At 62.4% G+C, this 18395-nt stretch carries 20 protein-coding genes and 1 tRNA gene; 2 read left to right on the forward strand and 19 right to left on the reverse strand.

All coding sequences use genetic code 11. From position 1 onward, the window contains the following. Window positions 1–19 precede the first annotated feature (19 nt). From lonB to rph, 11 genes are all read right to left on the reverse strand, one after another. The gene (gene lonB / locus ACYQ0Z_RS01915) at window positions 20–1738 is read right to left on the reverse strand and encodes an ATP-dependent protease LonB (protein WP_459863908.1); all 1719 of its coding nucleotides are present in this window, start codon (window positions 1736–1738) and stop codon (window positions 20–22) included. 136 nt (window positions 1739–1874) lie between these two features. After that, complete coding sequence (gene clpX, locus ACYQ0Z_RS01920) at window positions 1875–3152, reverse strand: ATP-dependent protease ATP-binding subunit ClpX (protein WP_459863910.1); 1278 nt, start codon at window positions 3150–3152, stop codon at window positions 1875–1877. Window positions 3153–3173: 21 nt separating this feature from the next. Beyond that, window positions 3174–3755 (reverse strand): ATP-dependent Clp endopeptidase proteolytic subunit ClpP, encoded by a 582-nt coding sequence (gene clpP, locus ACYQ0Z_RS01925; RefSeq protein WP_459865063.1) that lies wholly within the window; start codon window positions 3753–3755, stop codon window positions 3174–3176. Window positions 3756–3854: 99 nt separating this feature from the next. Next, window positions 3855–5147: a trigger factor gene (gene tig / locus ACYQ0Z_RS01930; protein WP_459863912.1), complete on the reverse strand. Its 1293-nt coding sequence runs from the start codon at window positions 5145–5147 to the stop codon at window positions 3855–3857. Between the two features lie 102 nt (window positions 5148–5249). After that, window positions 5250–6338 (reverse strand): tetratricopeptide repeat protein, encoded by a 1089-nt coding sequence (locus ACYQ0Z_RS01935; RefSeq protein WP_459863914.1) that lies wholly within the window; start codon window positions 6336–6338, stop codon window positions 5250–5252. A gap of 42 nt (window positions 6339–6380) precedes the next feature. Then, window positions 6381–6785 carry a DUF3054 domain-containing protein gene (locus ACYQ0Z_RS01940; protein WP_459863916.1) on the reverse strand — a complete coding sequence of 135 codons (405 nt, stop codon included), beginning with the start codon at window positions 6783–6785 and terminating at the stop codon, window positions 6381–6383. A gap of 328 nt (window positions 6786–7113) precedes the next feature. Further along, a complete protein-coding gene (gene sda / locus ACYQ0Z_RS01945) occupies window positions 7114–7236 on the reverse strand; it encodes a sporulation histidine kinase inhibitor Sda (protein ID WP_459863919.1) in 123 nt (40 codons plus the stop codon). Between the two features lie 369 nt (window positions 7237–7605). Continuing rightward, a tRNA-Arg gene (locus tag ACYQ0Z_RS01950) sits at window positions 7606–7682 on the reverse strand. A gap of 60 nt (window positions 7683–7742) precedes the next feature. After that, window positions 7743–8258, reverse strand: coding sequence for a metallophosphoesterase (locus tag ACYQ0Z_RS01955; RefSeq protein WP_459863921.1), 516 nt, complete (start codon window positions 8256–8258; stop codon window positions 7743–7745). After that, window positions 8236–8859, reverse strand: a complete 624-nt coding sequence (locus ACYQ0Z_RS01960; RefSeq protein WP_459865065.1) for an XTP/dITP diphosphatase — start codon at window positions 8857–8859, stop codon at window positions 8236–8238. Before ACYQ0Z_RS01960 ends, ACYQ0Z_RS01955 begins: the two co-directional genes overlap by 23 nt. After that, a complete protein-coding gene (gene rph, locus ACYQ0Z_RS01965; RefSeq protein ID WP_459863923.1) occupies window positions 8852–9688 on the reverse strand; it encodes a ribonuclease PH in 837 nt (278 codons plus the stop codon). Before rph ends, ACYQ0Z_RS01960 begins: the two co-directional genes overlap by 8 nt. Before the next feature lie 159 nt (window positions 9689–9847). Here rph and ACYQ0Z_RS01970 point away from each other — a divergent pair, with 159 nt between their 5' ends. Further along, window positions 9848–10318 (forward strand): DUF2935 domain-containing protein, encoded by a 471-nt coding sequence (locus ACYQ0Z_RS01970; RefSeq protein ID WP_459863925.1) that lies wholly within the window; start codon window positions 9848–9850, stop codon window positions 10316–10318. Window positions 10319–10391: 73 nt separating this feature from the next. Here the strand turns inward: ACYQ0Z_RS01970 and ACYQ0Z_RS01975 are convergent, their stop codons facing one another. The 3 genes from ACYQ0Z_RS01975 to ACYQ0Z_RS01985 form a co-directional block, all read right to left on the reverse strand. Beyond that, on the reverse strand, window positions 10392–11471 hold the full coding sequence (locus ACYQ0Z_RS01975) for a GerMN domain-containing protein (RefSeq protein ID WP_459863927.1): 1080 nt from the start codon (window positions 11469–11471) through the stop codon (window positions 10392–10394). A gap of 98 nt (window positions 11472–11569) precedes the next feature. Continuing rightward, a complete protein-coding gene (gene racE / locus ACYQ0Z_RS01980; protein WP_459863929.1) occupies window positions 11570–12391 on the reverse strand; it encodes a glutamate racemase in 822 nt (273 codons plus the stop codon). Between the two features lie 47 nt (window positions 12392–12438). After that, complete coding sequence (locus ACYQ0Z_RS01985; RefSeq protein ID WP_459863931.1) at window positions 12439–12897, reverse strand: MarR family winged helix-turn-helix transcriptional regulator; 459 nt, start codon at window positions 12895–12897, stop codon at window positions 12439–12441. A 299-nt stretch (window positions 12898–13196) separates the two neighbouring features. Here ACYQ0Z_RS01985 and ACYQ0Z_RS01990 point away from each other — a divergent pair, with 299 nt between their 5' ends. Beyond that, a complete protein-coding gene (locus tag ACYQ0Z_RS01990) occupies window positions 13197–14117 on the forward strand; it encodes a TIGR01777 family oxidoreductase (RefSeq protein ID WP_459863933.1) in 921 nt (306 codons plus the stop codon). A 40-nt stretch (window positions 14118–14157) separates the two neighbouring features. On the opposite strand, the gene ACYQ0Z_RS01995 is transcribed toward ACYQ0Z_RS01990, so the two are convergent. The 5 genes from ACYQ0Z_RS01995 to sdhA form a co-directional block, all read right to left on the reverse strand. After that, window positions 14158–14382: a helix-turn-helix domain-containing protein gene (locus tag ACYQ0Z_RS01995; protein WP_459863935.1), complete on the reverse strand. Its 225-nt coding sequence runs from the start codon at window positions 14380–14382 to the stop codon at window positions 14158–14160. A 183-nt stretch (window positions 14383–14565) separates the two neighbouring features. Further along, window positions 14566–15042 carry an acyl-CoA thioesterase gene (locus ACYQ0Z_RS02000; protein WP_459863937.1) on the reverse strand — a complete coding sequence of 159 codons (477 nt, stop codon included), beginning with the start codon at window positions 15040–15042 and terminating at the stop codon, window positions 14566–14568. A 75-nt stretch (window positions 15043–15117) separates the two neighbouring features. Continuing rightward, a complete protein-coding gene (gene sfsA / locus ACYQ0Z_RS02005; protein WP_459863939.1) occupies window positions 15118–15810 on the reverse strand; it encodes a DNA/RNA nuclease SfsA in 693 nt (230 codons plus the stop codon). 60 nt (window positions 15811–15870) lie between these two features. Then, entirely contained in the window at window positions 15871–16623 is a 753-nt protein-coding gene (gene sdhB, locus ACYQ0Z_RS02010) for a succinate dehydrogenase iron-sulfur subunit (RefSeq protein WP_459863941.1), read from the reverse strand. Continuing rightward, the gene (sdhA, locus tag ACYQ0Z_RS02015) at window positions 16620–18386 is read right to left on the reverse strand and encodes a succinate dehydrogenase flavoprotein subunit (protein ID WP_459863943.1); all 1767 of its coding nucleotides are present in this window, start codon (window positions 18384–18386) and stop codon (window positions 16620–16622) included. Before sdhA ends, sdhB begins: the two co-directional genes overlap by 4 nt. Window positions 18387–18395: the final 9 nt, after the last annotated feature.

Below are 18395 nucleotides of genomic sequence, written 5' to 3' on the forward strand. Positions count from 1 at the left end.
CGCTGCCTTTCATTGTAGCTCATGACGGATTCGTTTGTCTAACCGCCTCGCAGGAGAACGAGGCCGCCGCGCCGGCCGGGAGGGGCTCGGCCACGCGCACCGGAGCAGGCCGCTCGGGTGCCGGCGAATCTCCAAACACCTGTTCCAGCACCTCATCTATCGCATCCACCGGGATCACCTGGATGTCCGGCCATTCGGCAAACAGGGCCTGGTAGTTTTCCCGGGGAATAAAGACGCGCTTGGCACCGGCATGGCGCGCCGCTTCCACCTTGGCCACAATCCCGCCCACCGGCTTCACCTTGCCGTGGATGCTCACCTCGCCGGTCATCGCGGCAAGGTTATCGACGGGTCGCCCGGTGAGGGCAGAATAGATCGCCACCAGAATGGCGGTGCCGGCCGACGGACCGTCGACGGGCACGCCGCCGGGGAAGTTGATGTGAAGGTCATAATCGTGCGGACGCAATCCCCGTTTGCGCAGCACGGTCAGCACGTTCTCCACCGAGCTCCGCACCAGACTCTTGCGCCGCAGAACGCGCGAACCGCCCCCGATCTCCTCCTCGTCCACCACACCGGTGAGCGTCACCCCGCCACGCCCTTTGCGCGCAGCCTCCAGCAACGACACCTCCACCTCCATCAGCGCACCGGCGCTCGGACCGTACACGGCCAGGCCGTTGGCGACGCCGACAAGCGGACGGTCGGGAACTTTCCGTTCCGGCCGCGGCGACAGCTGGCTCATGTGGACCACCCATTCCACGTCGGCGCGGGTGATGCGGTTCCGCCCCTCGGAAATGGCCAGACCGGCGGCAATCTGGAGCAGGTTAATCGCATCCCGCCCGTTGGCCGCGTAACGGGCGATCAGGTCCACGGCCTCGTCCTCGCCGTCCACGTCGATGCGCGAAAGGGCCCCGCGCACAATGCGCACCACTTCGTCATGGCGGAGCGGGCGGAAAAAGACCTCCACGCAGCGGGAGCGGATGGCTGGGGGGATCTCCTCCGGCAAACGGGTGGTCGCCCCGACCAGGCGAAAGTCGGCCGGGAGACCGTTTTGGAAGATGTCATGGATGTATTTGGGAATGTTTTCGTTCTCTTCACTGTAATAGGCGCTTTCCAAAAAAACTTTCCGGTCTTCGAGCACCTTGAGCAGTTTGTTCATCTGAATGGGATGCAATTCGCCGATCTCGTCGATGAACAGGATGCCCCCGTGGGCCTTCGTTACCGCTCCTGGCTTGGGCTGGGGAATCCCGGCCACCCCCAGGGCACCGGCCCCCTGGTAAATCGGGTCGTGCACCGAGCCGATGAGGGGATCGGCAATGCCGCGCTCGTCAAAGCGGGCCGTGGTCGCGTCGATCTCCACAAACTTGGCGTCGGGACGGAAGGGCGACTGGGGGTTCTGCTTGGCCAGCTCCAGCACGACGCGCGCCGCCGCCGTCTTGCCCACACCCGGAGGGCCGTAGATGATCACGTGCTGAGGATTGGGGCCGCACAAGGCGGCTTTGAGCGCTTTGAGCCCCTCCTCCTGGCCGACGATCTCGTCAAAGGAACGCGGCCGGGCCTTCTCGGCGAGAGGCTCGGTCAGGGAAATCTCGCGCAGCCGACGCAGCTGCTCCATTTCCTTGCGCGACTCGCGGTCGACGGCGGTACGGCTGGTGCGCTGGTTTCTGAGGAGACCCCAAAAGTACAAGCCGATGACCACGGCGAAAAAGACCTGAATCATCATCAGGACGAGCGTCCATTCCATCGGGCTCCCTCCTCGGCGTATGCAATGGCGCCCTCTGCAGGCTAGGAGTAGTATAGCCGGGAGGGAAGGCACCTAAACGAGCGGCTGCCAGGTTTACCCTGGCAGCCGGAGAACGAGTTGGCACCGATGGAAGGGGTCAGGCGCTCTCCTCTTTCGCCGCAAAGTCGGTGAGAATGCGACCGTCTTTGGTAACGAGACGCGGCGGCACGCGATGCAGCACCGTCTCCTCGTGGACGATCACTTTGGCCACATCGTCGCGCGAAGGCGTCTCGTACATCACGTCGAGCATGATGCTCTCGATAATGGCCCGCAGGCCGCGCGCGCCGGTGTTGCGCTTGATGGCCTCCTTGGCGATGGCCCGCAGCGCTTCCGGCGTGAACTCGAGCTCGACGCCGTCCATTTCCAGGAGCTTCTGGTATTGCTTCACCAGGGCGTTACGCGGCTCGGTGAGAATGCGCACGAGGGCATCTTCGTCGAGGGGCTCAAGCGTGGCCACCACCGGCAGACGGCCGATGAATTCGGGAATCAGCCCAAACTTGAGCAGATCTTCGGGCATGACCATCGACAGGATCTCGCCTTCAGAGTAGTCCTTGCCCCCCGTGGCCACGTCGGCACCGAAGCCGATCACCTTCTTACCGATGCGCCGCTTGATGATCTGCTCCAGACCGTCGAAAGCCCCGCCGCAGATAAACAGGATGTTCGTCGTGTCGATCTGGATGAATTCCTGGTGCGGGTGCTTGCGCCCGCCCTGCGGCGGCACGCTGGCGATGGTCCCCTCGAGAATCTTGAGCAGGGCCTGCTGCACGCCTTCGCCGGAAACGTCGCGCGTGATCGACGGGTTTTCCGACTTGCGGGCAATCTTGTCGATCTCGTCGATGTAGATAATCCCCTTCTCTGCCCGCTCCACATCGTAGTCGGCCGCCTGGATCAGCTTGAGGAGGATGTTCTCCACGTCCTCACCGACGTACCCCGCCTCGGTAAGGGACGTGGCGTCGGCGATGGCAAAGGGCACGTTCAGGATGCGCGCCAGCGTCTGCGCAAGGAGCGTCTTCCCGCTCCCCGTCGGGCCGATGAGCAAAATGTTGCTCTTCTGCAGCTCCACATCATCAACCTTCTGCGCCGAGTGGATGCGCTTGTAGTGGTTGTACACGGCGACGGAGAGGGTCTTCTTGGCGTGCTCCTGGCCGATCACGTACTCGTCGAGGAACTTGCGGATCTCGTGGGGCTTGGGCACCTCGGTCAGTTCCAGCTCTTCCTCGTTGCCCAGCTCCTCCTCGACGATTTCCGTGCACAGCTCGATGCACTCGTCACAAATATAGACGCCAGGACCGGCCACCAACTTGCGGACCTGGTCCTGGGTTTTTCCGCAAAAGGAACACTTGAGTTGGCCTTTTTCGTCGCCAAATTTAAACATTCTCTCACCTCTTGCGTAAGCTCATCGCGGGGTGATGACCGCGTCGATGATCCCGTACTCCTTCGCCTCCTCTGCGCTCATGAAGTGATCGCGGTCGGTATCCCGCTCGATCTTCTCCAGAGGCTGCCCGGTCCGTTCGGCCAGGATTCGGTTCAACCGCTCCTTGGTCCTCAAGATCCAGTCGGCGTGGATCTTGATATCGGAGGCCTGACCACGCACGCCGCCGAGCGGCTGGTGGATCATGATCTCGCTGTTCGGCAGCGCAAACCGCTTGCCCTTGGCCCCGGCCGCAAGCAGGAGCGCACCCATGCTCGCAGCCATGCCCACGCAGATCGTCGACACGTCTGGTTTTATGTACTGCATGGTGTCATATATCGCCAGCCCCGCGGTCACCGAACCGCCGGGCGAGTTTATGTACAGGTGGATGTCCTTCTCCGGATCTTCCGCCGCGAGAAAGAGCAACTGCGCCACCACCAGGTTGGCCACGTCGTCGTCGATCGGCGTGCCGATGAAGATGATGCGGTCCTTGAGCAGCCGGGAATAAATGTCGTATGCCCGCTCGCCGCGATTCGTCTGCTCGATCACCATCGGTACAAGGTACATGTTCACGTTGCCCCCCTTTGCACAGATGAGGGAAAAACAAGGCACGCTGGAGAACCCACCGTGCCTTGTTGAATTGTGTGCATGGGCGTTTCTTCTAGTTTATGCCACAGTACGGCTGTTTGCAACCAGAAAATCGATGGTCTTGCGGATCAAAAGCTCGTCCTTAAGCGTTTCGAGGCGGCTGGAATCCTCGTACACCTTCTTCACCTGTTCCACCGGTTGCTCGTACCGTTCGGCAATCGCCGCGATCTCCTTCTCGATGTCGTCGTCGGTCACCGTGATGTTCTCGGCCTTGGCAATCGCCTCGAGAACCAGGTAGGCCCGCACGCGCTTGGTGGCGTTCTCCTTGAATTGTTCCCGCAATTTGTCGGGCGTTAAACGCATCATCGTCAAATAGCGGTCCAACGTCAGGCCCATGAGGCGGAGCTGGAAGTCGAAATCGCGCACAAGGTTGTCGATTTCCCGCTCGATCATGACGTCCGGAATCTCCACCTCGGCGTTTTCCGCCGCTTTCTCGACCACCGTGTCGCGCTTGTACTGCTCTTCGTCGTTGCGTGCTTTCTCCTCAAGCTGCTTGCGCAGGTCGGCCTTCAGCTCCTCGAGGGTTTCAAACTCGCTGACGTCCTTGGCGAACTCATCGTCGAGGGCCGGCAGATTTTTACGCTTCACCTCGTGGAGCTTCACCTTGAAGGTGGCGCTTTTCCCGGCCAGATCGACGTTGTGGTAGTCCTCCGGGAAGGTGACGGCAATCTCCTTCTCTTCGCCCGGCTTCATGCCGACCACCTGCTCTTCGAAGCCGGCAATCAGCGTGCCCGAACCCAGTTCCACCACGTATTTTTCCGCCTTGCCACCCTCGAAAGGCTCACCGTTCAGGAAGCCTTCAAAGTCAATGGTCACGACGTCGCCGTTTTCCGCCGCACGGTCTTCCACCGCTTCCAGGACGGCATTTTTCTCCTGAAGCTCCTTGAGCCGGGCTTCCACGTCTTCGTCCGTCACGGCGAAGGACTTGGCCGGAATCTCCAAGCCTTTGTATTCGCCCAGTTTCACGTCGGGCTTGACCACCACCGTGGCCTTGTAGATGAACGGCTTGCCCTTGCCGATTTGCTCGATGTCGATGTCCGGTGGCGCCACCGGCTCGATGCCCGTCTGCTCAACGGCTTCGGGATAGGTCTCCCGCAGGAGGATGTCCGCCGCATCTTGGTACAGTACCTCGACACCAAAACGCGCTTCAAAGATCGGGCGCGGCACCTTCCCCTTGCGGAAGCCGGGAACGGTCACATTGCGCACCACTTTCCGAAACGCCTTGTCCAGCGCCGCGGCCACCTGGGCCTCGTCCACCTCGACGGTCAGCACGCCACGGCTGTTTTCGGTTTTCTCCCACGTCGCCTTCATGCCTGGTTCCCTCCTCAACAACTTCCCACCCACATCGGAAAAGTGCGTCGGTTGTAACCACCTTATTATAAACAAAACCTCCGCAGCCAATCAATGTACCGATCAATGTACCGAGCCATTTCCGCCGACGGCGCCCAGCACGCGGTCCAGATCCCGGCACGCGCGGGAAACGGCCTGCGGCGAAACGCCGTAGCGCTTCGCGATCTCCTTGCGCCGCGCGCGTCCCGAAAAGAAGCCGGCCGTCAGAACATGAAGCGCCGCCGCCCACACGTCCGGCTTCCGGCGCGCGGGCGCGAGCGGGAACAGGGCCAAGCGGTACTCCATCCACAGGTGGTAAGCAAATCGCACCAGGGCCGGATCCTCGTGATACCCCTGTCCGGCTAAGCACGCGTACACCGCACGGTCGCATTCGTCGAGATCGTGCCATTCCGTCGGCGCCTGCGCGATATCGACAGGCCACGATCTGCCAAATTTCTCGATCACCACGACCCCGCGCTCACCGCGCGCCTTGAGAACTGAGAGGGCAAGGGTTTTGACAACCGGATCCCCCGCCTCATAGCGCAAAAAGCGCATGATCACTGCGGTGGTCGGCTCGTCGTCCAGGTGCTTCAGCTGCTCTAAGGCGGCAAGCTGCCGCTCACGGTCGGCAGCAAACAAGTCGGACGCCAACCGTTCGCGGTATCCGGGATCGGCCTCCGCCCGCGCCCGTACGCGCGCCGCGACCTGGGCCTCTCCCGCATTGGCCGGTGAACCGACGTTGTGCGCTTCCTGCACGGCCTCGGCACACAGCAGGAGCAGTTCTTCAAACTCCCGCGCCACCGTCGGCAACAGGCTGTCGTCGTCGAGCACGGCCATGAGATGGTGCATCGCTTCCTCGTACCGCCCGAGATGGAGCAGCGCCACCACATGCAACCGCAAGGCCTCGTAGGGATCCCCCACCTCGTCAAAGAGCAGGGCTTCCGTTTCGCGTGCCGCGTCCTCGTACCGCCCCAGTTTCAACAGGGACAGCGCATACCCAAACCGGGCGGGGGCGTTCCGGGGATCCAGCCGTGCCGCTTCCCGAAAGCAGTCGCACGCCTTCCCATCGTCGCCCCGCTTCCCGGCCTGCACCGCCTGTTCCAGGAGCCGGCGCACCGCTCCGGGCAGCACTACCACATTGTCGGACGGCCGATTAAACCGTTCGCGATCCATGTCCTCGCTCCGTTTCGCTTCGTCGGTGCGGCCTACCCGTCTTTACTGCCACGCCGGACGCAGGAAGAACCACCAGAATGCCAGCCTCCAGGCCACAAGGAGCACCCAGACCGATATCAGCGTCACGATGGCGAAACTAGGAATGATGGCATGGCCCACCAACAGGGCGCGCAACGCCAAACCGGCCACACCGGCCACCAGCCAGATGCCCGTCACCCGCTTCACCGTCCCGGCCGCGGTGCGGGCGGTATCCAGCCGAAACGCCTTCAACGCCGCACCCACCACCAGCCAGGCGACAAGGAAGGGAAACGCCGTCTTGAGCACGTCGAGCACCCCCAGCGACATGCCGTGGCTCGCACGTCCCCACACCGAAAAGAGCAAAAATACGACTACGTCGCCGGCCACCAGCACCGTCCTCGTAACCGGCCGCGAAGTTTCCACAGCCATGACGATCCCTCCGTTTCTCCTCCGTTTCTTCTTCGCTTTGCACTACGACCGCTCGCCGTCCCGCAGGCATGCGGCGCATGGGGAGGCCGAGGACGACGAGGAAGCCCCCAGCGGGGCGACGTTCATCTAGTACATCTCTAGCATAACATGAAACGGTTCCCGATGGTGCGGCCACCGCCAGCGTAGGAGAGGCCAACGAGCGACGCCGCGTATCGGAACCCCAACAAGAAACGGGACGTTGGCCTCTCACCGTTTCCCAAAGCGGCATTGCCACGTCCCGTCATCCGGGGGAACTTGAGGAGTAGACGGCTTCGCGCGCCGGATCCGCTCAGAGAAGTAGGCCACGTCGGCGGATTTCGTCCCCCAGCAGCTGGATGAACAGCAGGTCCAGTTGCAATTCGATGGCTTTCTGGTACGCCTCCAACAAAAGCTCGTCCGGTAAATCGCGCATCCCCATCACCCCCATGCCGGCTCGCGTGGGTTGCGGTGCCCCTATGGTAGCATGCCCCTGTGCTTCCTTCAAGCTGAAGAGTTATTCACAAACGGTGTGGACGAAGCTGTGCATTTCCCGTGAACAATTGGCCGACGGACCATCCTTTTCCCGCAATTGCCATCCACATCGCCCTGTTGACAGTGTGGAAAACGTTATCCACAGGAACGCCGGGCCGCGAGGATTGTCGAAAAATTTTTCCAACCGGCACCCCCTGCCCGGAATGCCGCACCCCGGCCGACCACGAAAAAACCCCTCACTCGGCGAAGAGTGAGGGGTGTCTTCCGGCTGGGAAACCTGCAAAACCATCCGTCCAAACAGGGGTATGTATGGCGTCCCAGGAGGGATTCGAACCCCCGACCGACGGCTTAGAAGGCCGCTGCTCTATCCAGCTGAGCTACTGGGACGCGTCTTGCGCGCTCCTCCGCGCGCTACCGTAGTTATTTTACCATCCTTCCGCACATCCCTCAAGGCATGGGGGAAAGGTGAAACGTGCCGCCCAGCTCCTCCACAACCTTTCCCTTTCCATCGTAATAGATGACCTGCACCGTTTTGCCCACAACCTCCAACACCGCATATGTGGGACGGGGAAATTTCCGCGGGGCGGCCAGGCTCCCGGGGTTGACCAGCAGGACGCCGTCTTCCATTGTAGCCACGGGGACATGTGAATGGCCAAACAAGACCACGTTGGCCCCAACTTCCAGAGCGCGGTATTTGAGGGGCAGCAGGGTCTCTTTGACCCGGTACCGGTGGCCGTGGGTCAGGAGGATGCGCACACCGCCCCACTCGCCCACCTGTTCCTCGGGCACGTCGCGCACGGCATCGCAGTTGCCGCGCACGATCCACGTTGGGGTGAAGGGCAACTCCGACCGCTCGCAGCAGAAATCGCCGCAATGGAAGATGGCCGAAAACGACGTCCAGTCGGCCACCTCCCGCAACTCATGGGTGAGCCCGTGGGTGTCACTTAGCACCAAGGCCCGCATGATCGCACCACCGCCGTTCAACCAGCAGGGCTTTGAGCCGCCGCAGCGCCTGGCCACGGTGGCTGATGGCGTTTTTTTCCTCCGGCCTCAGCTCGGCCATCGTTTTGCCCCTGCCCGGAAGGTAAAAGAGGGGGTCGTACCCAAATCCCCCCGTACCGCGCGGCTGTTCGGCAATCAGCCCCTCGCATACGCCCTCCACCGTCACGGTGGCCATTCCGGGGACAGCCAGGGCCAGCACACAGCGGTAGCGCGCCGTGCGCTTTTCCGCCGGCACGCCCTCCAGCGCGGCAAGGAGCTTCGCGTTGTTGGCTGCGTCACTCGCCCCTTCGCCGGCATAGCGCGCTGAGTACACGCCCGGCTCTCCGCCCAAGGCGTCCACCTCGAGGCCCGAATCGTCGGCCAGGGCGGGCAAACCGGTGAAACGGCAAATGGTCTCCGCCTTTTTCACGGCGTTCTCGGCAAACGTCTGCCCGTCCTCCTCCACCTCCGGCGCGCCGGGCACGTCGGACAGGCTGCGCACCGTCACGCCCAAATCGGCGAGGAGTTCCGCCAGCTCGCGTACCTTTCCAGGATTGCGCGTTGCCAGCACCAGCTCATTCAGCCGGAACACGGCCCGCCACCTCCGCACCGGCCGCCTCCGCTGTCGATTTGCCCGCCTCGTCGGCCGGTGCCGCCGCCTCTTCCGCCAGCGGCTTCACCCCGACCAGGTCGGCCAGCTCGCCGAGCGCCTTTCGCTGCACGGCCACCAATTCGCGAATGCCCTTCTCGGCCAGGGTGATCATGCGGTCTAGTTCACCGCGCGAGAAGGTAGCCTCCTCCCCCGTGCCCTGCACTTCCACCAGCTGGCCGGAACCGGTCATGACGATGTTCATGTCCACCTTCACCTGGCTGTCTTCCTCATAGCACAGGTCCAGCAACAACTCCTCGCCCAAAACCCCCACGCTCGTGGCGGCAAGAAAATCACGCACCGGCAGATAGGGCACGTGGCCCTCCTGACGCAGCCGCTCCATGGCCAGCACCATGGCCACAAATGCCCCGGTGATCGACGCCGTTCGCGTGCCGCCGTCGGCCTGAATCACGTCGCAGTCAATGGTGATGGTCCGCTCCCCCAGCGCCTCCAGATCCGCAACGGCGCGCAGGGCGCGCCCGATCAACCGCTGGATCTCCATCGTGCGGCCGCTCACTTTCCCCTTGGTGACTTCCCGCGGCGTCCGCTGTTCCGTGGCCCGCGGCAGCATGGCGTACTCGGCCGTCACCCATCCCTTCCCCGTCCCGCGCACGAACGACGGGACTTTATCTTCCAGCGTCGCCGCGCAGATCACTTTGGTATCGCCCACTTCAATGAGCACCGAACCCTCTGCGTACTTTAGGTAGTGCGGTGTAATGGTTACGGGTCGCAACTCGTCGGCTTTCCGCCCATCTACTCGCATCGTCCGCTTCCTCCTGTGCCGGTCAGCATTTCCTGACCATTATAGCATAGCCTGCCGCCGGCGAATCAAACCGCCACCGGCCGCACCTTTCCCGGGCGAGGCAATAGACTGAAACCATAACCGCGCACAACCCCACAGCAAGAAAGGAGGACGAGAGTCATGCAATTCGTCTATGGCCCGAAGATGCCGCTGCGCATCTTGGACGAGGCCGAGTTCTGGAAACGCCAGGAGGCCGAGCACACCGTCGTCATCCGCGAGCTCGTTCCCAATCTGGAGCCGCGGTTCGTCGACGCGCTCCGCGCTTGGGAAGACGCCTTTGCGCAAACCGAAGGCGTGGTGCGGCGGTACCTGGAAACGGTCATTCGGCTCAAACACCCGATTCCGCCGACCGTCTGGCGGCAGGTGCTGGCCCTCGTCGACTTTGCGCTGCGCCAAAGCAAACAGTTTGTCGCCTTTCTGGGCCGGCTGTCGATGGAAAGCGAAGCCATCCGTGCCCTTCCCGTGGCCATCGTCGTCTTGAACCACATTCGGCGGGAATCGGAGTATTTCATCGGCATTGCCCAGACCATCCTCGTCGGCAAATGGGGACGGCGGTACGGCTTCGCGCATCGATCATCGAGCCAGGTGTAGCAGATTCGTGCACAAAAAGAGGCCGCAATCCCCGTCACGGGATTGGGGCCTTTGCCGTTGCGCCGGGCCTGGCTCACGGGGAATTGGACGGCAGCGGATTAACCATTGCCGGCCGGGCCACCGGCTTCGACAGGTCCATCGCCGCCGCCTTGACGCCCGTGCTCTTACCGTTGACCTGGATGAGGACCTGTTCGGCGCCGGTCGTCTCCGTGAGCGACAGCACAATGGACTGAATCGCCTCCGGTGACGCCCCCTGCTCGCTGAAGGCAAGCAGCTTATCGTCAAAGTTGGCCACGGCCACCCCCTTGTCCACATGGGCCCCGAGCACGCGCGTGGAGGGAAGGATGGCGCTGTACAAGCCTGATTCCTGACGCGGCCCGATAATCAGCTGTTCCAGCGTGGCGCGAGCCAAGTCCTCCGTTTTGGGGATGCCGCGCGTGATCGGGACGAAATACGACCCCTTGCCCGACGGAACATCGGCCTGGAAGTAAAGGGTGACATATGACGCCCGACCCGGTTCCACGTTGTCGGCCAGTTCCAGATTGATGCCGTCGGCGCGGCTGAGCGGAGCGTTGACCGGCGTCCCGCCCACCGGCATGACGTTCAGCGGCTTGCCCTCGAGCCAGATGACCACGCGCTGGATGTTGTCGAACTCAGTGAGCGCCCAGGTGACGGCTTCGAGAATCTTGCGCTCATCTTCCGCCGAATACTTGGCGAATTCCTTGGAAAAGTCCACGGTGGCCACGCCGTCCTTAATGGACAGGCCGAGCACCTTCGTCCCCTCTGGCAGGACAGCAGAAAATCCTTCGGGAAGGAGCCCTTCCACCGGACCGCCCTTCACCATATAGGCCAGCACTTGCTTGGCGTACTCGTTCCCCTCCGGTTTGGGCAGCTGGAGCGCCCACGGAACGATGTAGCCTTCCGGGCTTTTCAGATACACCACTTGGGTGATCTCGCCCGCCGCCGGTGTCGCACCTTCCCCCGCGGGCGGATTGGGGCTTGCCCCGGCATTGCCGTTTCCTGGGGAGTCGGGTGGCGGGTCGATGGGGGCGGACGATTCATTGGGGCCAAACAAGCCGCAGCCAGCCACAAGCAGCATCACGATGGCAAAAACGGCGGCCACAACGCCCCCTTTCGCGCGAAACCGCATCATGGCGTTCCCTCCTCGCAGGCTTGATTACTCCCATGTATACGAGCCTGCGGGAAGAAAATATGCCTCCGTTGTCCGGCCCGCTCCGCACCCCCGTACCGTTATGCCGGGAAATGCACCAGGCTCATCGAGGGTGACACGTGCCGCACGTCAACGGGAAACCCAAACCACTGTTCCGCAATGCGGCGAAACAGCACAACATCTCCCGAGGTGAAAAAGCGATGGCCGTCATCCGCCAGCACGTCTTCGGCCAATAGCCCGTGGTGGGCGAGAATGGCGCTGATCTCCCGCGCGGTCTCCTCCGCCGAACTGATCAGCATCACGCCGTCGCCCACCACATCCTGGATTACGTGCTGCAATAAGGGATAATGCGTGCAGCCCAGGATCAGCGTGTCGATACCCGACCCCTGAAGGGGCTCTAGGGCCCGCTCCACCACGGCCCGCGCCGCAGGACCGTGAAGAACACCGGATTCAACGAGGGGAACCAGCTCGGGACAGGCGTGGCTGACGACCGTCACCTGGGGATTGATGCGCAAAATGGCCTTCTCATAGGCGCGGCTGCGAATGGTGCCGACCGTCCCGATCACGCCGATGCGGCCGTTCTTCGTCGCCTTGATCGCCGCGCGAGCACCCGGCTGGATCACACCGACGACGGGAATGGGAAGACGATCCTGTAGCGATTCCAGTGCCACCGCCGTCGCCGTGTTGCACGCGATGACCAGCAGCTTAAGCGGGAATTGCATGAGAAACGCCGCAATCTCTTCCGTAAACCGCCGAACCTCCTCAGCGGGACGCGGGCCATAGGGACACCGCGCCTCGTCGCCAAAATAAACGATCCGCTCACGCGGAAGCTGACGCAGGATCTCCTTGACTACCGTCAATCCACCTACACCAGAATCGAGTACACCAATCGCAGCATCCATACCGTAGTCCCCTTCTCTCACAGGATGTACCGTATCGTATGTTGCCGTTACGTTCCTGAGCACTTGTCCATCGTCTCGTTGAGCCGGATCAGGGCACGGCGAATCTCCCGCACCTCGTCTGGCGGCACGAAGGCCAGCACCTCGGCCAAGTACTCGCGCCGACGCTTGAGCACCTCCTGAATAATTTGCCGACCCTTATCAAGCAGATGAATGCGCACAACCCGGCGATCGTTCTGGTCGCGCACCCGCTCCACCAGGCCGTTTTTCTCCATGCGGTCAACGAGGTCGGTTACGGTACTGCACGCCAGGTACATGCGGTTCGACAGTTCGCTGATCGTCAAATCGCCGCACTCGTCAAGCCACTGCAAGGCGTCAAACTGCGGCGGCGTAATGGGGAAATGATTGAGGATCTCCCGTCCCTTTTGCTTGACGATACAACTCATGTGGCGCAACAGGCGCTCGATTTCGTTCACGTTATCGAGATCATGCCGGAAGCGGCCGCTCATTCTTGTCCTCCCGTTCGGTTCGGATGGTTTATACTCAGGATATTATAGCAAACAAACGGAAGCGGAACCCGTTTCGGACTCCTTCCCCAACCAACGTCGGGTGGAAAGCCCCTGTGTTCGCAGTGCGCAGCGCACACCGGAGCCAGGTAACGGGAAGCGCCCGCCGCCTACGCCATGGAAGCCCCGCGGTCATTGCAGCGCAGATAAAATTGGATTGAAACGGATAACGAAGGCAATTCGCCCCATCTACCCCGAGTTTCCTGGCACTCAAGGCACAGCAACAGAAGGAGGAAGGGATCATGCACATCCTCGTTACCGGCGGAACCGGTCTCATTGGCCGCGCGCTGGTTGCTGACCTGCTCGATGCAGGGCACCGGATCACCGTGTTGACACGCCACGCGGCCGCCGCGCAAGCGATTGACCCACGGGCCACCGTAGCCGAGTGGTTGAATAATAATGGTTGGGAGCAGCGACTGGGCGGCGTCGACGCCGTGGTCCATCTCGCAGGTGAGACCATCAACCAACGCTGGACCCCGCAAGCCAAACGCCGCATTCGGGACAGCCGCGTGTTGTCCACACGGCTGTTGGTGCAAACCTTGCGCGACGCATCCCCACGGCCGCGTGTGTTGATTAGCGCCTCGGCGGTGGGGATTTACGGTCCCACCACCGACCCGGTTGACGAAACAGCACCAGCCGGCAACGATTTTCTCGCCAGCGTCTGCCGGGATTGGGAAGCGGCTGCCCGTGAAGCGGAAACGTTGGGCGTTCGAGTTGTCCTCCTGCGCCTGGGCGTCGTACTCACCCCCGAAGGCGGGGCCTTGGCGCGGCTCATCCTGCCGTTTCGCCTGTTTCTCGGCGGTCCCCTCGGCTCGGGAACCCAGCCCTTTCCGTGGATTCATCTCCGTGACGTCATCGGGCTTGTCCGCTTCTGCCTCAACCATCCGGAGGCGTCCGGGCCGATCAACGCCGTGGCCCCCGAACGGCACACCCAGGCTTCTTTTTCGCGCGCGCTGGGACATGTCTTGGGACGGCCCAGTTGGCTTCGCGTGCCGGGCATCATCCTGCGCGCGGCATTCGGCGAAATGGCTGAGGCTCTCCTTCTCTCCGGCCAGGCCGTCGTGCCCGCCAAAGCCCGACAGCTCGGGTACCGCTTCCGTTACCCCGACCTGGTCGGCGCGCTGAACGACCTACTGGAAAACCGGCCAGCCCGACAAAAATAACCCCCCAGCTTCGGCGAGAAGCAAGGGGAGGGGATCGCGACTAAATTTTCAGTTCGCCAAGTCGCACCAGCTCAACCACGGCCTGTGACCGCCCTTTAACACCCAACTTCTGCATCACGTTGGATATATGGTTCCGGACCGTTTTTTCGCTGATAAAGAGCTGGCGGGCGATTTCTTTCGTCGTCTTGTCCTGCACCAAGAGCTCAAACACTTCTTTCTCTCGCTTCGTCAACAGCGGCTTTTTGGTGGTACCCCTCTCCTTCAAATGGGCTATACCTCCTTGTGCAGTCCACACCTGCAGGCTGAGGGGATACGGTCAAAACCAACGTATGTGCCAGCCGCATTGACGGTGCAAGAACGAAGGCAAAATAGGCACAATGCTCAGCCGAACAGCTCACCGAAACCACGGGCGGTGCACGCTCGCCCGCATGGACACAAGTGGCCGGGGTCAACGATTGGTAAGGGGCAAGCCTTCGTACGCCGCAATCGTTTCCTTGATGGCCTCCGGAATCGGTGTGCTCTTGCCGGTACGGCGGTCGATCATCACCAACGCTCCCCGCGCCACGGCCGCCATCTGGCCTGTCGCCTCGTTCCAAAGGGCGTAGTGCAAGTCGAGGGAGGACGTGCCCATCCGCGCCGTCTTCACGTACATCCGGAGCGGCTGACCATAGAAGACCTGGGCCAAGTAATGGCATTCAATGTCGGCCGTAACCACAGCGCGCTCACCGCGCGGATCCAGCAGGTCATGCATCACGCCGAGGGACTCGAAGTAGTCCAGCCGGCCCTGTTCAAAATAGGCAATGTAGGAAACGTTGTTGAGATGCCCGAGGGCATCGGTCTCCGAAAAACGTACCTTGATCGGCACGGAAAAACGGAACGACCCAAACCACGTATCGAGGTCAGGTTGGACAAACGAGGCGCGCATCATGATCCCTCCCGCTTCGGGAATAAGGGGAAGAGAACGGGGGATACGCGTCCGCTGCGGACGTACGCGCATCCCTTACAACCGGACGGGAAGCCACTCCGCAACCGACAGGCCCGCCGGAGAAACCCGGGTTCGCACCGCCTGCACGTTTGCACCGGCGGCCGCCAGCGCACGCAGCGCCTGGGCAAAAGCGGGGTCAACCGCTTGGTGGGGGGCAAAGGCGTCGGCGTCGGCGCGCTGCACGATAAAGAGGACATGCGCCTGGGCCGCCCCGCTTTCCTGAGCGGCCTTCAAAGCGCGCAGGTGACGCGTCCCCCGCGCTGTCGGCGCGTCGGGAAAGAGGGCCAGGCCCTCGATGGCCAGGTTGACGGACTTGACTTCAATGAGATGCAGCCGGCCTTCGGCGGAAAGGGCAAAATCGACGCGGTGTCCGCCCCACGCCACCTCGCGACGCACGTCACCGTCGGGGACGCCCGGCACCGTTCCGGCGGCAAGAAGACGCGCCGCCACCGAATTAGCCACCAGCGCGTCGATGCATACCCAGCTTTCCGGGGCGCGCACGAGGAAAAGCGAATAGGGATAGCGGCGCGCCCCGCCCTTTCCGAGGCGGAGGTAGCAAGAACGGCCCGGCACAAGCACGGTATCGAGGCGTCCGGTGCTGGGAACATGCACGAGCATCCGCTCTCCGTCTTGGTCCACCTCCGCCACAAACCGGTTGAGCCGGCGCACAAAGATGGCCGGGGTCAGCTCAGGAAACGGCAGGTTCATCGATTCCCTCCCGAACAAAAAACCCCCGCACCGGGCGGGGAATCATACACTCCGCTTGCCTCACGAGCGTAGCCATTTCTTCAAGGAGTATTTGGTGAGCTCCCAGTTCAGTGCGGCAATTGAGGTGGTCAGCGGGATTCCCTTCGGACAGGCCTGGACGCAGTTTTGCGCGTTGCCGCACTCGGCCAGGCCGCCCTCGCCCATAATCGCGTCCAGGCGCTCCTCCTTGTGCATGGCCCCCGTCGGGTGCATGTTGAAGCGCTGCACCTGGCTGAAGATGAAGGGACCCATGAAGGAGGACTTCGCGTTAACGTTCGGACACGCCTCCAGGCACACCCCGCAGGTCATGCACTTGGACAGCTCGTACATCCACTGCCGTTCCGTTTCGGGAATGCGCGGACCGGGGCCGAGATCATGCGTGCCGTCAATGGGGATCCACGCCTTGACGCGCTTCAGGGCATCAAACATGCGGCTGCGGTCGACGATCAGGTCGCGAATCACCGGGAAGGTGGCCATCGGCTCGATGCGCACGGGTTGCTCCAACTTGTCGATCAGTGCCGTGCACGCCTGCCGCGGCCGGCCGTTGATCACCATGGAACAGGCGCCGCACACCTCTTCCAGGCAGTTCGACTCCCAGACCACGGGACGCGTTTTCTGCCCCTTGGCGTTCACCGGATTGCGCTGGATCTCCATCAGCGCGCTGATCACGTTCATGTTTTTCCGGTACGGAACGTCAAACTCTTCCCAGTAGGGCTGGCTGTCGGGGCCGTCCTGCCGCTTGATGATCAGGCGCACCGTCTTTTGCTCGCTCATGCTTTCGCCCCCTTCGCCTTGTTGGGCACGTCATACCGACGCGGACGCGGCTTGATTAGGGAGACGTCGACCGGCTCGTACTCGAAGACCGGGCCGTCGGGCGTCCACTTGGCCTTGGTCGTCTTCAGCCATTCCTCGTCGTTCCGTTCCGGGAACTCCGGCTTGTAATGCGCCCCGCGGCTCTCGTTGCGGTAGTAGGCGCCCAGCGTGATCACGCGGGCCAACTCGAGCATGTTCCACAGCTGGCGCGTGAACGTCGCCGCCTGGTTGGACCACTTCGCCGTGTCGTTGACGTTGATGCGCTTCCACCGCTCCATCAGTTCCTGGATCTTCTCGTCGGTCTTCAGCAGGCGGTCGTTGTAACGGACGACAGTGACGTTGTCGGTCATCCACTCGCCGAGCTCCTTGTGCAGGAGGTAGGCGTTTTCGTTTCCGTCCATCTTGAGGATCTGGTCGAACTTCTCCTGCTCCTTCTTCTGCTGCGCCTCAAACAGCGAGCTGGGCAGGTCCTCGGCCGATTTTTCCAGGCCGCGCATGTACTCGATCGCCTTCGGACCGGCCACCATTCCGCCGAAGACGCAGGAGAGCAAGGAGTTGGCCCCCAGCCGGTTGGCGCCATGGTACTGGTAATCGCACTCCCCGGCGGCAAAGAGACCCGGAATGTTCGTCATGTGGTTGTAGTCGATCCACAGCCCGCCCATCGAATAGTGCACGGCGGGGAAGATCTTCATCGGTACCTTGCGCGGGTCTTCGCCGACGAACTTCTCGTAGATCTCGAGGATCCCGCCAAGCTTGATGTCCAGCTCCTTGGGATCCTTGTGCGTCAGGTCGAGGTAGACCATGTTTTCGCCGTTGATGCCGAGCTTGAGGTCGACGCACACGTGGAAGATCTCCCGCGTGGCGATGTCGCGCGGCACCAGGTTCCCGTACGCCGGATACTTCTCCTCGAGGAAATACCACGGCTTGCCGTCTTTGTACGTCCACACGCGTCCGCCTTCACCGCGGGCCGACTCGGACATCAAGCGCAGCTTGTCGTCGCCCGGGATGGCCGTCGGGTGCACCTGGATAAACTCGCCGTTGGCGTAGTAGGCCCCCTGTTGGTACACGCTCGAGGCCGCCGAGCCGGTGTTGATGACGGAGTTAGTCGATTTGCCGAAGATCATCCCGCACCCGCCGGTGGCCAGGATGACGGCGTCGGCGCGGAAGTACCGGATCTCCATGGAGCGCAAGTCCTGGGCCACGATCCCGCGGCAGCGCCCCTCGTCGTCCAGCACGATGGAGAGGAACTCCCAATGCTCGTACTTCTCGACCATGCCGCGCGCCTCGTGCCGGCGCACCTGCTCGTCGAGGGCGTAGAGAAGTTGCTGCCCCGTCGTCGCTCCGGCGTACGCCGTCCGGTGGTACAGCGTCCCCCCGAAGCGGCGGAAGTCGATCAGCCCTTCCGGCGTGCGGTTGAAGGGCACGCCCATGCGGTCGAACATGTAAATGATGCCGGGCGCGGCCTCGCACATCGCCTTGACCGGAGGCTGGTTGGCCAAAAAGTCGCCGCCGTAGATGGTGTCGTCAAAGTGCTGCCACGGGGAGTCGCCTTCCCCCTTCGTGTTCACCGCACCGTTGATGCCGCCCTGGGCACAGACAGAGTGGGAACGCTTCACAGGAACGATGGAAAACAACTTCACCGGCACATTCGCTTCGGCCGCCTTGATCGTAGCCATCAGGCCGGCCAAGCCGCCACCGACAACGATCAGGCTCTGTTTGCTCATTCCGTGTCA

The organism is Calditerricola yamamurae (genome assembly GCF_054654135.1).

Coding starts and splice junctions, on each gene's coding strand:
- lonB (WP_459863908.1), bottom strand. CDS start 1,738: ATGGAATGGACGCTCGTCCTGATGATGATTCAGGTCTTTTTCGCCGTG.
- clpX (WP_459863910.1), bottom strand. CDS start 3,152: ATGTTTAAATTTGGCGACGAAAAAGGCCAACTCAAGTGTTCCTTTTGC.
- clpP (WP_459865063.1), bottom strand. CDS start 3,755: ATGTACCTTGTACCGATGGTGATCGAGCAGACGAATCGCGGCGAGCGG.
- tig (WP_459863912.1), bottom strand. CDS start 5,147: ATGAAGGCGACGTGGGAGAAAACCGAAAACAGCCGTGGCGTGCTGACC.
- ACYQ0Z_RS01935 (WP_459863914.1), bottom strand. CDS start 6,338: ATGGATCGCGAACGGTTTAATCGGCCGTCCGACAATGTGGTAGTGCTG.
- ACYQ0Z_RS01940 (WP_459863916.1), bottom strand. CDS start 6,785: ATGGCTGTGGAAACTTCGCGGCCGGTTACGAGGACGGTGCTGGTGGCC.
- sda (WP_459863919.1), bottom strand. CDS start 7,236: ATGCGCGATTTACCGGACGAGCTTTTGTTGGAGGCGTACCAGAAAGCC.
- ACYQ0Z_RS01955 (WP_459863921.1), bottom strand. CDS start 8,258: ATGCGGGCCTTGGTGCTAAGTGACACCCACGGGCTCACCCATGAGTTG.
- rph (WP_459863923.1), bottom strand. CDS start 9,688: ATGCGAGTAGATGGGCGGAAAGCCGACGAGTTGCGACCCGTAACCATT.
- ACYQ0Z_RS01970 (WP_459863925.1), top strand. CDS start 9,848: ATGCAATTCGTCTATGGCCCGAAGATGCCGCTGCGCATCTTGGACGAG.
- ACYQ0Z_RS01975 (WP_459863927.1), bottom strand. CDS start 11,471: ATGATGCGGTTTCGCGCGAAAGGGGGCGTTGTGGCCGCCGTTTTTGCC.
- racE (WP_459863929.1), bottom strand. CDS start 12,391: ATGGATGCTGCGATTGGTGTACTCGATTCTGGTGTAGGTGGATTGACG.
- ACYQ0Z_RS01985 (WP_459863931.1), bottom strand. CDS start 12,897: ATGAGCGGCCGCTTCCGGCATGATCTCGATAACGTGAACGAAATCGAG.
- ACYQ0Z_RS01990 (WP_459863933.1), top strand. CDS start 13,197: ATGCACATCCTCGTTACCGGCGGAACCGGTCTCATTGGCCGCGCGCTG.
- ACYQ0Z_RS02000 (WP_459863937.1), bottom strand. CDS start 15,042: ATGCGCGCCTCGTTTGTCCAACCTGACCTCGATACGTGGTTTGGGTCG.
- sfsA (WP_459863939.1), bottom strand. CDS start 15,810: ATGAACCTGCCGTTTCCTGAGCTGACCCCGGCCATCTTTGTGCGCCGG.
- sdhB (WP_459863941.1), bottom strand. CDS start 16,623: ATGAGCGAGCAAAAGACGGTGCGCCTGATCATCAAGCGGCAGGACGGC.
- sdhA (WP_459863943.1), bottom strand. CDS start 18,386: ATGAGCAAACAGAGCCTGATCGTTGTCGGTGGCGGCTTGGCCGGCCTG.